This window comes from Variovorax sp. PDC80 (assembly GCF_900115375.1).
Taxonomy (GTDB): domain Bacteria; phylum Pseudomonadota; class Gammaproteobacteria; order Burkholderiales; family Burkholderiaceae_C; genus Variovorax.
Window position 1 is genome coordinate 330,237 of the sequence record NZ_FOWG01000011.1, and the last position, 13,976, is coordinate 344,212.

Sequence of the window (13,976 nt, forward strand, 5' to 3'; positions counted from 1 at the left end):
GGGAACAGTCCATGACCCAGGCCACGCCCTTCCACAAGATCCTGATCGCCAATCGCGGCGAGATCGCGCTGCGCGTGATGCGCAGCGCGCGCGCCCTCGGCTACCGCACGGTGGCGGTGTATTCGAGCGCCGATGCCGGCGCGCGCCATGTGCGCGAGGCCGACCAGGCCGTGTGCATCGGCGAGGCGCTGCCCGCGCAGTCCTATCTGCGCATCGAGGCCATCGTCGAGGCCGCGCGCCGCACCGGCGCCGACGCGGTGCACCCGGGCTACGGCTTCCTGGCCGAGAACGCCGCCTTCGCGCGCGCCTGCGCGGAGGCCGGGCTGGTCTTCATCGGGCCCTCGGCCGAGGCCATCGAGGCCATGGGCCACAAGGCCGGCGCCAAGGCGCTGATGCAGGCCGCGGGCGTGCCCTGCATTCCGGGCTACCAGGGCGAGGATCAAGGCGAGGAGCGGCTCGCGCGGGAGGCCGCGCGCATCGGCTTCCCGGTGATGATCAAGGCCACGGCCGGCGGCGGCGGGCGCGGCATGCGGCTGGTGCCGTCTGCCGAGGAGTTCGCGCCGCTGCTGCGCAGCGCGCGCTCGGAGGCGCAGAGCGCCTTCGGCGATCCCGAGGTGATCCTCGAGCGCGCGATCGCGCAGCCGCGGCACATCGAGATCCAGGTCTTCGCCGACCGCCACGGCCATGCCATCCACCTGGGCGAGCGCGACTGCTCGGTGCAGCGGCGGCACCAGAAGCTGATCGAGGAGGCACCCTCACCGGCGGTGGACGGCGCGCTGCGCGAACGCATGGGCGCGGCCGCGGTGGCGGCCGTGAAGGCGATCCGCTACGAGGGCGCGGGCACGCTCGAGTTCCTGCTCGACGGCGGCGGCAACTTCTACTTCATGGAGATGAACACGCGGCTGCAGGTCGAGCATCCCGTGACCGAGGCCGTGACCAGCCTCGACCTGGTGGAACTGCAACTGCGCGTGGCCGCGGGCGAGCCGCTGCCGCTCGCGCAGCAGGACGTGCGCTTCGAGGGCCATGCGATCGAGGTGCGGCTGTGCGCGGAAGATGCGGCGCAGGGCTTCGTGCCGCAGAGCGGAACGCTCGCGCTGTGGCGGATGCCGCCGCAACTGCGCGCCGAGCATGCGCTGCATTCGGGTGCCGAGGTGCCGCCGTATTACGACTCGATGATCGCCAAGCTCGTGGCCCATGGCCGCACGCGCGAGGAGGCGCGGCGCAAGCTGGCCACGGGGCTCGAGGACGCGGTGGCGCTGGGCGTGACGACCAACCAGTCCTTTCTGCGCGCCTGCCTCGTGCATCCGGTGTTCGCGGCGGGCGGTGCCACCACGGCCTTCATCGGCGAGCACCAGGCGGCGCTGCTGCAGGCCGACGAGGCCGCGGCCGCACGCGCGGCCGCGCTCGCGGCGGTGCTGCTGTACGAGCGCGCCGACGACACGCAGGCGCGGCGGCTGCCGCACAAGCTGCCGATCTCGCTGCGCTTCGAGCTCGCGGGACAGACGCGGCATGCGAGCGTCGCGTTGATCGCGTCGCGCCGGTTCCAGGTCACGCTCGATGCGCAGGCTTTCTCGATCGAATTGATCGAGCACGGCGACGACAGCGTGCGCTTCGCCTGCGATGGCGTGCACGAGAGCGCCGCGTACTGGCGCGACGGCACCTTGCTGTGGCTGCAGTACCGCGACCGTGCGTTGCGCATCGAGGACACCACGCGCGCGGCCTCCGTGCGCCAGGGCGGCGCGGGCGGTGGCGACGGCAAGCTGCGCGCCTCGATGAACGGCCGCGTGGTCGCGGTGCTGGCCGAGCCCGGCCAGGTCGTGCGCGCGGGGCAGCCGCTGCTCACGCTCGAGGCGATGAAGATGGAGCATGTGCATGCCGCGCCGGTGAGCGGCCGGCTGGCCGCGCTGCATGTGCGCATCGGCGACCAGGTCGAGGCGCGCCGTGTCGTGGCCGAGATCGAGGTCGCTGTCACTGAAGGAGTCGCGCCATGAGCACCGCCGCCGTATTGCACGAGAAGCGCGACCGCGCCTTCTGGATCACCATCAATCGTCCCGACAAGCGCAACGCGCTCAACGCCGAGGTGGTGGCCGGCATTCGCGAAGGCTGGCGCCTCGCGCATGCCGATCCCGAGGTGCGCGCCATCGTGCTGACCGGCGCGGGCGAGAAGGCCTTCTGCGCCGGCGGCGACCTGCAGCCCGGCGCGGGCTTCGCGTTCGACCTCGCGCAGCCCACGCTCGACTACGCCGACCTGCTGCGCGAGACGCAGGCAGGCACCCTGCCGAGCATCGCGCGCATCAACGGCACCTGCATGGCCGGCGGCATCGGCCTCCTGTGCATGACCGACCTCGCGGTGGCCGCCGACACGGTGCAGTTCGGCCTGCCCGAAGTGAAGATCGGCCTGTTCCCGATGCAGGTGCTGAGCCTGCTGCAGCGCATCGTGCCGCGCCGCACCCTGCGCGAGTGGTGCCTGAGCGGCGAGCCCTTCGGCGCGGCCGAGGCGAAGGAAGCCGGGCTGCTGAACCACGTGGTGCCGGCCGACGCACTCGATGCGAAGACGCAATGGCTGCTCGAGCGCCTGACCGACAAGTCACCGACCGCGATCCGCCGGGGCAAGTACGCGATGCGCGCGCTCGAGGCCATGTCCTTCGACGAGGGCATCGCCTTCACCGAGGGGCAGATCGCGCTGCTTGCGGGCACGCAGGATGCGAAGGAAGGGCTGGCCTCGTTCAACGAGAAGCGCAGGCCAGTGTGGACCGGGCGCTGAGCGCGGCCGGCGGGCTCACACCTTGTCAGGCGAAGGGCGCGCTGGCCATCTCGTCCATGAGCCACTGCGTGAACGACTGCAGCGCCGCGCTCGGCGCGCGGTCCGCGGGACGCACGAGGTAATAGGCGCTCCCCGGATCGACGGTGTGCGCGAACGGCGCCACCAGCAGTCCGGCATCGAGGTCCTCGCGCACCAGCGCCGTGAAGAACAGCGCGAAGCCATGGCCGTCGAGCGCGGTGCGGCGCAGCGCGTGGGAGTCGTCGATGCGGGTGGTGTCGAGCGGGTCCGCGTCCACGTCCGTGTCCACGCCCGTCGTTGCGAACCAGGCGCTCCAGTGCGCGGCATCGAACTCGTGGAACAGGCGGCGGCCGCGCAGGTCGCGCGGCCTGGGTTTGCGCGGCAGCGTGGCCAGGCAGGCGGGGCTGCACACGGGCGTGAGCGTGCCCGGCACGACCAGCCGGGCCTCGACGCCGGGCCAGCGCCCGTCGCCCCAGCCGATGCCGGCATCGACCGGATCGCGCAGGAAATCGGCGGGCTGGTAGGCGTGGTGCAGCTGCAGGTGCAGCCGCGGATGCCGCGCCCAGAGCCGCCCGAGGCGCGGCGTGAGCCAGCGCGCCGAGAAGTACGGGGCGACGCTCAGCGCCAGGGTGTCGGGCCGCGCGGCGCGGCGCAGCCGGTCGATCGCGGCCTCGAGGCCCTGGAAGCCCTGGGCGCAATCGGCGCAGAGCTGGCGTCCCTCGGCCGTGAGCTCGATGCGGCGGTGCGAGCGCAGCACCAGCGGCATGCCGAGCTCGGCCTCGAGATGGCGCACATGGTGGCTCAGGGCCGACTGCGTGACGTGCAGTTCCTCGGCCGCGCGCTTGAAACTGCCGTGCCGGGCCACCGACTCGAAGGCGCGCAGCTTCGTGAGCAGGAACAGGGGCAGCGGCATGCGGGCGATCCTAGAAGTGAGTTTGCTTCACGTCAACGCAGAACGAATCAATTGAACGAAGCAAGGCGGCTTCGCAAAATTCCCCTTCACATCAATGAAGGAGATTCACATGAGCAACCAGCCTGCCGCGTTCGAGATCGCGAAGGGACCGCGCCGCGTCATGACGCTGAGCGAAGCCGAGGTGGCGCGCCTTCTCGATCCGCGCGCACTGCTCGACGGCCTCGAGGACGGCTTTCGCGCGCTGGCGCGCGGCGAGGTGCAGTCGCCGGCGCGGCCCGAGCTCACGGTGCCGGGCCAGGGCTTCTCGCTCGCGATGCCGGCATGGCGCCCGGGCATGCAGATGGCGATCAAGGTGGTCAACGTCTTCGACGGCAACCTCGCGCTCGGGCTGCCGAACCACCTCGCGATGATCCTGCTGTTCGAGCCCGAGACGGGCATGGCCTCGTGCGTGATGGACGGCACCTTCATCACCGGCATCCGCACGGCCGCTTCGGCGGTGCTGTCGGCGCGGCTGCTGGCGCGTCAGGACGCGCGCGTCGCGACCATCGTGGGCGCGGGCGTGCAGGCGCGCGAGCACCTGCGGCTGCTGCCGCTGGTCCGTGACCTCGAGCGCATCCATGTCTGCGCACTGCATCCCGAGGAGGCGCGGCGGCTCGCGGCGCGGCATCCGCTCGCGCGGGCCGGCGAGGACATCGAGGCGGCCGTGCGCGACTCGGACATCGTCTGCCTCGCGAGTCACAGCGCCCAGCCCGTGATCCGCCCCGAGTGGCTCAAGCCCGGCGCCCACGTGTCCTCGGTCGGCTACCACCCGCCGGCGGGCGAACTGCCGGTGGCGCTCGCGCGCGAGGCGCGCCTGTTCGTGGAGACGCTCGATGCCTTCGAGCCCGTGCCCGTGGGTTGCGCCGAGCTCGCGAGCTGCGACCGCCGGCGCGCGACCACGCTCGGCGAGGTCGTGCTCGGCACTTCGCCGGGCCGGCGCGATGCGCGCGAGATCACGGTCTACAAGGCCATGGGGATCGCGATGGAAGACATGGTGGCGGCCAACCTGGCCCATGCGGCCGCGCTGCGCGAAGGTGGCGGTGAGACGATGGCGTGGTGAGCCACGTCATCCGCCGGCGGGGCTCTGTAAAGTCGCGGGCAGTCTTCGCAACGCCATGAGCCCTTCTTCCTTGAACTCCATCGATTTCGACCTCACCCGCTTCGACGCCGCCATCGTCGACCTCGACGGCACCACCATCGACACGCTCGGCGATTTCGCCGTGGCCGTGAACCGCATGCTCGAGGACCTCAGTCTGGCTGCGCTGCCGCGCGAGCGCATCGAACTGATGATCGGCAAGGGCTCGGAGCACCTGATCCTGTCGGTACTGCAGTACGTGGCCGCGGCGGACGGTGCCGACGCACCCGCCGCCCTGGCGCGCGCGCAGGCGCAGTTCGACCGCGGCTGGGAGCGCTACCAGCACCACTACCTCGCGATCAACGGCCAGCATGCGGCGGTGTATCCGGGCGTGGTCGAGGGGCTGCAGGCGCTGCGCGACCGGGGGCTGAAGCTGGCCTGCCTCACGAACAAGCCGACCGCCTTCGCGCAGCCGCTGCTGGCCCAGAAGGGGCTCGACGGCTTTTTCGAGCGCGTGTTCGGCGGCGATGCCTTCGAGCGCAAGAAGCCCGATCCGCTGCCGCTGCTGAAGACCTGCGAGGCGCTGGGCACGCAGCCCGCGCGCACGCTGATGATCGGCGACTCGAGCAACGACGCGCGTGCCGCGCGCGCGGCCGGCTGTCCGGTGGTGCTGGTCACCTACGGCTACAACCACGGCGAGCCGGTGCGCGCGGTCGATGCCGACGGCTTCGTCGATTCGCTGGCCGAACTGGCGGCGCCGCGCGCCTGAGGCGCTGGCCGCCGCTCAGGCCGGCTTGCCGAGCAGCGCGTCCTTGAGCTTCCAGTCGGCCGGGTTCGGGCCGAGCCAGATGCGCAGCAGCGCGTTGAAGAAGGCGGGTTCCTTCACGGGATCGGGCTGCGGCACGCCGCGCACCGTGATCAGCGTGCCGGTGCCGGGCAGCCAGTCGATGGTGAAGGTGTCGCCGGCCTTGAGTTGCTTCTGGTCGGCGAACATCTGGCCCATGCGCAAGAGGCCTGGGATCAGCTGGCCCATCTCGCTCTTGGGCGAGTTGTCCTCCACGCCCTTGATGAAGAGCTTGCCGAGTTCGTTGGCGTCGATGTCGCGCAGCATGGTGATCGCCACGCGCTTCGGGCCGGGCACGGCCAGCGCCTCCTCGGTGGTCGAGGCCTTGCGGCCCATGTAGAGGCCGGCCGTGTAGACCTTGAGGATGGCCTTGTAGCGCACGCCGGCGCCATTGAGCTGCAGCGGCGTGCCGCGCAGCTCGAGGTTGTCCTCGAGCTTGACGCCCGCGACCTCGACCGGGGCGGCGCGCACCGGCGCGGCGATGGCCAGCGCCGCCGCGAGACCGGCCAGCAGGAACAGGCGCGCGAGCGCCGGTGACACGAGCGGAAGTGCGGTCGAGCGTGCGGACAAGGCGGCCTCCTCTGGAAATTTGCGAACGGTCGTGCGAATGTATCTTTTCGTTTTATCGCCCCGGCTCCGGACGAACCCTGAAGCGCGGGTTTGCGCGCGGCCGCGTTCTCGTGGGCTAAACTCCGGCCCTCATGTTCGTTCATCACATCCATCAGACAGGTGAAGGCAGCCGGGGAGCCTGGCCCTGGCGTACGCCATCGACGCTGCCTGTTTGATTGCACGGCGCACGCCGTGCGCCCGAGGTTCCGGATCGCCCCGACGCCGAACCAACCCCCTCTGTTTGTGAATGAGACCGCTCCCGGCCGATGAAAGCGCGCCGGGCCGGCTTTCCGGAGAACGACACGTGATCACCGAACTCGAATTCAAGAGCCTCAGCGCCCAGGGCTACAACCGCATCCCGCTGATGGCCGAGGCCTTTGCCGACCTCGAAACCCCCCTGTCCCTCTACCTCAAGCTGGCCCATTCGCAAGGCGGCGGCAAGCACAGCTTCCTGCTCGAATCGGTCGTGGGCGGCGAGCGCTTCGGCCGCTACAGCTTCATCGGCCTGCCGGCGCGCACCCTGCTGCGTGCCAGCGGCTTCGGTGCCGAGGCCGTCACCGAGGTCGTGACCGACGGCCAGGTGGTCGAGACCGCCGCGGGCAATCCGCTCGACTTCGTGGCGCAGTACCAGAAGCGCTTCAAGGTCGCGCTGCGGCCCGGGCTGCCGCGCTTCTGCGGCGGGCTGGCCGGCTACTTCGGCTACGACACCGTGCGCCACATCGAGCGCAAGCTCGAGAAGAGCTGCCCGCCCGACACGCTGGGCTGTCCCGACATCCTGCTGCTGCAGTGCGAGGAACTGGCGGTCATCGACAACCTCTCGGGCAAGCTCTACCTGATCGTCTATGCCGATCCGAAGCAGCCCGAGGCCTATGCCAACGCCAAGCGCCGGCTGCGCGAGCTCAAGGAAAAGCTCAAGTACTCGGTGAGCGCGCCGATCGTGAAGCCCACGCAGCCGCATCCGGCCGAGCGCAGCTTCGCCAAGGCCGACTACCTCGCGGCGGTGGAGCGAGCCAAGGAGATGATCGCCGCCGGCGACTTCATGCAGGTGCAGGTGGGCCAGCGCATCAGCAAGCGCTACACCGAGTCGCCGCTGTCGCTGTACCGCGCGCTGCGCTCGCTCAATCCCTCGCCCTACATGTACTACTACCACCTGGGCGACTTCCACGTGGTGGGCGCTTCGCCCGAGATCCTGGTGCGCCAGGAGCACACGGGCGAGGGCGAGCAGAAGATCACCATCCGCCCGCTGGCCGGCACGCGCCCGCGCGGCGCCTCGCTCGAGCTCGACAAGGCGGCCGAGGTCGAACTGATCAACGACCCGAAGGAGCGCGCCGAGCACGTGATGCTGATCGACCTCGCGCGCAACGACATCGGCCGCATCGCCAAGACCGGCACGGTGAAGGTGACGGAAGCCTTCGCGGTGGAGCGCTACAGCCACGTGATGCACATCGTGAGCAACGTCGAAGGCACGCTGAAGGACGGCATGACCGCCATCGACGTGCTCAAGGCCACCTTCCCGGCCGGCACGCTGACCGGCGCGCCCAAGGTGCATGCGATGGAACTGATCGACCAGCTCGAGCCCACCAAGCGCGGCCTGTACGGCGGCGCCTGCGGCTACATCAGCTACGCGGGCGACATGGACGTCGCGATCGCGATCCGCACCGGCATCGTGAAGGACCAGGTGCTGCACGTGCAGGCCGCGGCCGGCGTGGTGGCCGATTCGGTGCCAGAGCTCGAATGGAAGGAAACCGAGGCCAAGGCGCGTGCACTGCTGCGTGCCGCCGAACTGGTCGAGGAAGGCCTGGAATGAGCAACGCACCCGATATCCAGAACGATTTCTCGCACGAGATCATCGGCGCCGCCGTCGAGGTGCAGCGCGTGCTCGGCACGGGGCTCGACGAACGCGCCTATGCCGCGGCGCTGGCCATCGAGCTCGCCGAGCGCGAGATCGGCTTCGCGCGCGACGTGCCGCTGTCGGCCAGCTACAAGGGCCGTTCGCTCGGCGAGGTCTACCGCGCGGGCTTCGTGATCGAGCAATCGGTCATCGTCGAACTCAAGGCGGTCGACGCGCTGACCGACCAGCATCGCGCGCAGGTGCTCGCCGCGCTGCGCCTGTCGGGCCTCAAGCTGGGCCTCCTGATCAACTTCAACGTGTTCCCCGTCGTCAAGGGCGTGCACCGGATTGTGAGCAAGCCATGAAACTGCTGATGATCGACAACTACGATTCGTTCACCTACAACATCGTCCAGTACTTCGGCGAGCTGGGTGCCGACGTGCAGGTGCATCGCAACGACGAGATCACGGTCGCGCAGATCGGCGAGCTGATCGCCTCGGGCGTGACGCGGCTGGTGGTGTCGCCCGGGCCGTGCTCGCCGGCGGAAGCGGGCGTGTCGGTGGCGGCCATCGAGGCCTTCGCGGGCAAGCTGCCCATTCTCGGCGTGTGCCTCGGCCACCAGGCCATCGGCGCGGCCTTCGGCGGCAGGATCGTGCGCGCGCAGCAGCTCATGCACGGCAAGACCAGCGAGATCACGACCACGCAGGAGGGCGTGTTCGCGGGGCTGCCGAAGACCTTCGTCGTCAACCGCTACCACTCGCTGTCGATCGAGCGCGCGAGCTGCCCCGAGGCCCTGGCCGTCACGGCCTGGACCGACGACGGCGAGATCATGGGCGTGCGGCACACCGGTTACGCGCACGACGTGCGCATCGAAGGCGTGCAGTTCCACCCCGAATCGATACTCACCGAGCACGGCCACGCCATGCTCAAGAACTTCCTGGATTGAAGCCATGACCGACCGCACCGCCATCGTCGACCTGCGCAGCGACACCGTCACGCAACCCACGCCGGCGATGCGCGACGCCATGATGGCGGCGCCGCTGGGCGACGACGTCTTCGGCACCGACCCGAGCGTGAACGCGCTGCAGGAGAAGATCGCGGCGCTGCTGGGTTTCGAGGCGGCGCTGTTCGTGCCGACCGGCACGCAGAGCAACCTCAGCGCGATCCTCGCGCACTGCGGCCGCGGCGACGAATACATCGTCGGCCAGATGGCGCACTGCTACCGCTGGGAGGGCGGCGGCGCGGCGGTGTTCGGCAGCGTGCAGCCGCAGCCGCTGGACCACGCGGCCGACGGCACGCTGCCGCTCGCGCAGATCGAGGCGGCGATCAAGCCCGACGACGCGCACTTCGCGCGCACCCGGCTGCTGGCGCTCGAGAACACGCTGGGCGGCAAGCTGCTGCCCTTCGACTACGTGCAGGCGGCGACCGAACTGGCCGCGCGCCACGGGCTGCAGCGGCACCTGGACGGCGCGCGCCTCTTCAACGCGGCGACCGCGCAGGCGGCGAAGAACGGAAGCACCGACGTGCGCGCCGAGGCGCGCCGCATCGCGCAGTGCTTCGACAGCGTGTCGGTGTGCTTCAGCAAGGGCCTGGGCGCGCCGATCGGCTCGGCGCTGGTCGGTTCGCGCGACTTCATCGCGCGCGCCCACCGCATCCGCAAGATGGCGGGCGGCGGCATGCGCCAGGCCGGGCTGCTGGCGGCCGCGGCCGCGCATGCGCTCGAGCACCACGTCGACCGGCTGGCCGACGACCATGCGCTGGCGCTGCGCCTCGCGCAGGGGCTCGCGGGCATCGAAGGGCTGAAGCTCGAGATGCCGCACACCAACATCGTCTTCGTCGACCTCGAGGGCGAGGCCAAGGCGCGCTCGGCGGGGCTGATCGAGAACCTCGAGCGCCAGGGCATCCTGGCCACGGGCCTGTACCGCTTGCGCTTCGTGACGCACCTCGATGTCGATGCCGCCGGCGTCGACCGCGCGGTGGCCGCGATCCGGGCCTACTTCGCAGCCTGATCCGTCGTTCGAGGAGAGGAGAACGCCATGCCCGATCTTCCCCATCTGCTGGCCTTCATCGCCGCCGGCTGGCTGCTGAACCTGACGCCGGGGCCCGACGTGCTCTACGTGGTCACCCACTCGCTGCGCTCGGGCGTGCGCGCCGGCATCGTCGCCGGGCTCGGCATCACCGCCGGCTGCTTCGTCCACATCTTCGCGGCGGCCATCGGCGTCGGCACGTTGATGGCGACCTCGGCCGCGGCCTTCACCGTGCTCAAGTACATCGGCGCGGCCTACCTGCTGTACCTGGGCGTGCGCATGGTGCTGTCGCGCGCCGCGCCGCCGACCGACCTGGCGCAGGCCGCGGCGGCCACCGGGACGCGCAGCCTCAAGGCGATCTTCCTCGGCGGCTTCTGGACCAACGTGCTCAATCCCAAGGTGGCGCTGTTCTTCCTGGCCTTCGTGCCGCAGTTCATCGCGCCCGGGGCCGACCACAAGGCGCTGTACTTCGTGCTGCTCGGCGTGCTGTTCAACCTCAACGCGATCCCCGTCAACGTGGGCTGGGCGCTGGCGGCGGGCTGGATGGCGCGCCGCGGCGCCGTGCAGAAGGGCATGCACTGGCTCGACCGCGCCGCCGGCATTCTTTTCATCGGCTTCGGCCTCAAGCTCGCGTTCACCGACGCCCCCGCGGCGCGCATCGGCCGCTGATTCATCCCGAGGAGACTTTCCATGATCACCCCCCAGGAAGCGCTGCAGCGCACCATCGAGCACCGCGAAGTCTTCCACGACGAGATGCTGCACATCGTGCGGCTCATCATGAGCGGCGAGTGTTCGCCCGTGATGATGGCCGCGCTGATCACCGGGCTGCGCGTGAAGAAGGAAACCATCGGCGAGATCACCGCCGCCGCGCAGGTGATGCGCGAGGTGTCGACCAAGGTGGCGGTGGCCGACACCACGAACCTGGTCGACATCGTGGGCACCGGCGGCGACGGTTCGCACACCTTCAACATCTCGACCTGCTCGATGTTCGTCGCGGCGGCGGCCGGCGCCAAGGTCAGCAAGCACGGCGGGCGCAGCGTGTCGAGCAAGTCGGGCAGCGCCGACGTGCTGGAGTCGCTGGGCGTCAACATCAACCTCAGGCCCGAGCAGATCGCGCGCTCGATCGAGCAGTCGGGCATCGGCTTCATGTTCGCGCCGAACCACCATCCGGCCATGAAGAACGTGGCGCCGGTGCGCAAGGAACTCGGCATCAAGACCATCTTCAACATCCTGGGCCCGCTGACCAACCCGGCCGGTGCGCCCAACATCCTGATGGGCGTGTTCCATCCCGACCTGGTGGGCATCCAGGTGCGCGCGCTGCAGCGCCTGGGCACCGAGCATGCGATGGTGGTCTACGGCCGCGACGGCATGGACGAGATCTCGCTGGGCGCGGCCACGCTGGTGGGCGAGCTCAAGAACGGCGAGATCAGCGAGTACGAGCTGCATCCCGAGGACTTCGGCTTCCAGATGTCCAGCAACCGCGCGCTGCGCGTGGAGACGCCCGAGCAGTCGAAGGCGATGCTGCTCGGCGTGCTCGACAATCAGGCCGGCCCGGCGCTCGACATCGTGCTGCTCAACGCCGGTGCGGCGCTGTACGCGGCCAACGTGGTCGACTCGGTGGCCGCGGGCGTGACGCGTTCGCGCGAGGCCATCGCCTCGGGCGCGGCCAAGGCGAAGCTCGCCGAGCTGGTGCGGGTCACCACCTCGGTCTGAGCCAGGAATTCAGGAGCAAGAGAGAAGCCATGTCCGACATCCTCGACAAGATCGTTGCCGTCAAGCACCAGGAAGTGGCCGCCGCGAAGCAGCGCAGCCCGCTGGAGGCGGTTCGCTTCGACGCCGAAAGCCGCGTGCTGACGCGCGATTTCGAAGGCGCGCTGCGCGCCAAGATCGCGGCCGGCCAGGCCGCCGTGATCGCCGAAGTCAAGAAGGCCAGTCCGAGCAAGGGCGTGCTGCGCGCCGATTTCATTCCGGCCGACATCGCGCAGAGCTATGCCGAAGGTGACGGCAAGATCAGCGCGGCCTGCCTGTCGGTGCTGACCGACAAGCAGTTCTTCCAGGGCGGCATCGACTACCTGAAGCAGGCGCGTGCCTCGTGCGAGCTGCCGGTGCTGCGCAAGGACTTCATCGTCGACGCCTACCAGGTGTATGAATCGCGCGCGATCGGCGCCGACGCGATCCTGCTGATCGCCGCCTGCCTCGACGATGCGCAGATGAAGGACTTCGAAGCCATCGCGCACGGCCTGGGCATGGCGGTGCTGGTCGAGGTGCACGATGCGGCCGAGCTCGAGCGCGCGCTGCGCCTCAAGACCCCGCTGGTGGGCGTCAACAACCGCAACCTGCGCAATTTCGAGGTCTCGATCCAGGCCACCATCGGCCTGCTGCCGGGCCTGCCGAAGGAGCGCCTCGCGGTGACCGAATCGGGCATCGCCACGCGCGAGGACGTCGCCACGCTGCGCGCCGCGGGCGTCCATGCCTTCCTGGTCGGCGAGGCCTTCATGCGCGCCGAGGAACCTGGCGAAGCCCTCGCGGCATTGTTCCAATGAGCCGGGCGGATCAGTTGGTCAGCAGCGATCCGGCCGACTGGCCGGTGGCGCCGGGCTGGCAGCCGCTGGTCGATGGCTTCTTCGGCGGTGCCGTGGGGCAGAAGCTGCAGGCCTTCCTGCGCGAACGGCTCGACGCGGGCACAGTGATTTTCCCGCCGCAGCCACTGCGCGCGCTGGAGCTCACGCCGCCCGAGGACGTGCGCGTCGTGATCCTGGGCCAGGACCCGTACCACGGGCGCGGCCAGGCCGAGGGGCTGGCCTTCTCCGTGGCGCCCGGCGTGGCGCTGCCGCCCTCGCTGCGCAACATCTTCAAGGAGCTGCAGCGCGACCTCGGCACGCCGCCGCCGCCGTTCCCGAACCCGGGCGGCAGCCTGGTGAAGTGGGCGACGCATGGCGTGCTGCTGCTCAACACCTGCCTCACGGTCGAGGAGGCCCAGCCGGCCAGCCATTCGGGGCGCGGCTGGGAGGTGCTGACGGACGCCGTGATCCGCCATGTTTCCGATGGCGCGAAGCCTGTTGTTTTCATGCTATGGGGCTCGCACGCCCAGAGTAAGCGTGCGTTGATCGACGTTGGCCGCCATAAGGTGCTGATGTCGAATCATCCCTCGCCGCTGTCGGCGTTGCGCCCGCCCGTGCCGTTCATCGGATGCGGACATTTCGGCGAAGCACGCGCCTGGCGTGAGGAGCACCAGAAGGGGGCCTGAAAATTCGCGGATAATCGCCCGCAGTTCATTCCTCGAACGGTTTCCCTCGCTCCTTTTGGTGCTCGGGTTTCTGCATAGTCACAAAACCGTGCTATATTTCGAGGTTCGCCGGAGAGGTGGCCGAGTGGTTAATGGCAGCAGACTGTAAATCTGCCCTCTAACGAGTACGCTGGTTCGAATCCAGCCCTCTCCACCAGCGATGAATTTGGTTTCTAAGAGCGATTGGATCTAGCGCTTTGGGTGCCTTGAAGTGCCCCCGATGCGGGAGTAGTTCAATGGTAGAACCCCAGCCTTCCAAGCTGATGACGCGGGTTCGATTCCCGTCTCCCGCTCCAGAGACCGAGTTTGATGCAGGTTTAGGCAAAAGCCCTTTTGGCTCAGTGGTAGAGCACTCCCTTGGTAAGGGAGAGGTCGCGGGTCCGATTCCCGCAAAGGGCACCAGTTTTTCCCAGGGGTTGCAAGAGCAGCGTTGCGACCTTATCTGCGTACGTTGATATCGTTTTTTTTCGGAGTCGAAAAATGGCAAAAGGTAAATTCACCCGCACGAAGCCGCACGTGAACGTGGGCACGATCGGTCACGTTGACCATGGCAAGACGACGCTGACGGCT

The 13,976-nt window shown here is 69.3% G+C and carries 15 protein-coding genes and 3 tRNA genes; 16 read left to right on the forward strand and 2 right to left on the reverse strand.

Going from position 1 to position 13,976, the window contains the following annotated elements:
- Positions 1-11 precede the first annotated feature (11 nt).
- Both BM109_RS29450 and BM109_RS29455 read left to right on the forward strand, forming a co-directional pair.
- Positions 12-1,991 (forward strand): acetyl-CoA carboxylase biotin carboxylase subunit, encoded by a 1,980-nt coding sequence (locus BM109_RS29450; protein WP_093350891.1) that lies wholly within the window; start codon positions 12-14, stop codon positions 1,989-1,991.
- Entirely contained in the window at positions 1,988-2,764 is a 777-nt protein-coding gene (locus tag BM109_RS29455) for an enoyl-CoA hydratase/isomerase family protein (RefSeq protein ID WP_093350894.1), read from the forward strand. The genes BM109_RS29450 and BM109_RS29455 overlap by 4 nt, the downstream gene beginning before the upstream one ends.
- 25 nt (positions 2,765-2,789) lie before the next feature.
- On the opposite strand, the gene BM109_RS29460 is transcribed toward BM109_RS29455, so the two are convergent.
- On the reverse strand, positions 2,790-3,695 hold the full coding sequence (locus tag BM109_RS29460) for a LysR substrate-binding domain-containing protein (RefSeq protein WP_093350896.1): 906 nt from the start codon (positions 3,693-3,695) through the stop codon (positions 2,790-2,792).
- Between the two features lie 109 nt (positions 3,696-3,804).
- Here BM109_RS29460 and BM109_RS29465 point away from each other — a divergent pair, with 109 nt between their 5' ends.
- Together BM109_RS29465 and BM109_RS29470 are read left to right on the forward strand one after the other, a co-directional pair.
- Entirely contained in the window at positions 3,805-4,794 is a 990-nt protein-coding gene (locus BM109_RS29465) for an ornithine cyclodeaminase family protein (RefSeq protein ID WP_093350969.1), read from the forward strand.
- A 55-nt stretch (positions 4,795-4,849) separates the two neighbouring features.
- On the forward strand, positions 4,850-5,578 hold the full coding sequence (locus BM109_RS29470; protein WP_177239492.1) for a phosphoglycolate phosphatase: 729 nt from the start codon (positions 4,850-4,852) through the stop codon (positions 5,576-5,578).
- Positions 5,579-5,593: 15 nt separating this feature from the next.
- Here the strand turns inward: BM109_RS29470 and BM109_RS29475 are convergent, their stop codons facing one another.
- Entirely contained in the window at positions 5,594-6,172 is a 579-nt protein-coding gene (locus BM109_RS29475; RefSeq protein ID WP_371268859.1) for a chalcone isomerase family protein, read from the reverse strand.
- Positions 6,173-6,566: 394 nt separating this feature from the next.
- Between BM109_RS29475 and trpE the strand changes: the two genes are divergently transcribed.
- The 12 genes from trpE to BM109_RS29535 form a co-directional block, all read left to right on the forward strand.
- Positions 6,567-8,069 carry an anthranilate synthase component I gene (gene trpE / locus BM109_RS29480; RefSeq protein WP_093350901.1) on the forward strand — a complete coding sequence of 501 codons (1,503 nt, stop codon included), beginning with the start codon at positions 6,567-6,569 and terminating at the stop codon, positions 8,067-8,069.
- A complete protein-coding gene (locus BM109_RS29485) occupies positions 8,066-8,458 on the forward strand; it encodes a GxxExxY protein (protein WP_093350904.1) in 393 nt (130 codons plus the stop codon). The genes trpE and BM109_RS29485 overlap by 4 nt, the downstream gene beginning before the upstream one ends.
- Positions 8,455-9,039 (forward strand): anthranilate synthase component II, encoded by a 585-nt coding sequence (locus BM109_RS29490; RefSeq protein ID WP_057597579.1) that lies wholly within the window; start codon positions 8,455-8,457, stop codon positions 9,037-9,039. The genes BM109_RS29485 and BM109_RS29490 overlap by 4 nt, the downstream gene beginning before the upstream one ends.
- 4 nt (positions 9,040-9,043) lie before the next feature.
- Positions 9,044-10,102, forward strand: coding sequence for a low-specificity L-threonine aldolase (gene ltaE, locus BM109_RS29495; protein WP_093350906.1), 1,059 nt, complete (start codon positions 9,044-9,046; stop codon positions 10,100-10,102).
- A 27-nt stretch (positions 10,103-10,129) separates the two neighbouring features.
- Complete coding sequence (locus BM109_RS29500; protein ID WP_093350909.1) at positions 10,130-10,789, forward strand: LysE family translocator; 660 nt, start codon at positions 10,130-10,132, stop codon at positions 10,787-10,789.
- Between the two features lie 21 nt (positions 10,790-10,810).
- Positions 10,811-11,833: an anthranilate phosphoribosyltransferase gene (gene trpD / locus BM109_RS29505; protein WP_093350911.1), complete on the forward strand. Its 1,023-nt coding sequence runs from the start codon at positions 10,811-10,813 to the stop codon at positions 11,831-11,833.
- A gap of 29 nt (positions 11,834-11,862) precedes the next feature.
- A complete protein-coding gene (trpC, locus tag BM109_RS29510; protein WP_093350914.1) occupies positions 11,863-12,663 on the forward strand; it encodes an indole-3-glycerol phosphate synthase TrpC in 801 nt (266 codons plus the stop codon).
- Complete coding sequence (locus tag BM109_RS29515) at positions 12,660-13,367, forward strand: uracil-DNA glycosylase (RefSeq protein ID WP_093350916.1); 708 nt, start codon at positions 12,660-12,662, stop codon at positions 13,365-13,367. Before trpC ends, BM109_RS29515 begins: the two co-directional genes overlap by 4 nt.
- Before the next feature lie 110 nt (positions 13,368-13,477).
- Positions 13,478-13,563: transfer RNA gene (locus BM109_RS29520), tRNA-Tyr, on the forward strand.
- A 65-nt stretch (positions 13,564-13,628) separates the two neighbouring features.
- A tRNA-Gly gene (locus tag BM109_RS29525) sits at positions 13,629-13,702 on the forward strand.
- 31 nt (positions 13,703-13,733) lie between these two features.
- Positions 13,734-13,808 (forward strand) — tRNA-Thr (locus BM109_RS29530).
- A 78-nt stretch (positions 13,809-13,886) separates the two neighbouring features.
- On the forward strand, positions 13,887-13,976 hold a 90-nt coding region (locus tag BM109_RS29535; RefSeq protein ID WP_038111923.1), incomplete at its 3' end, for a GTP-binding protein.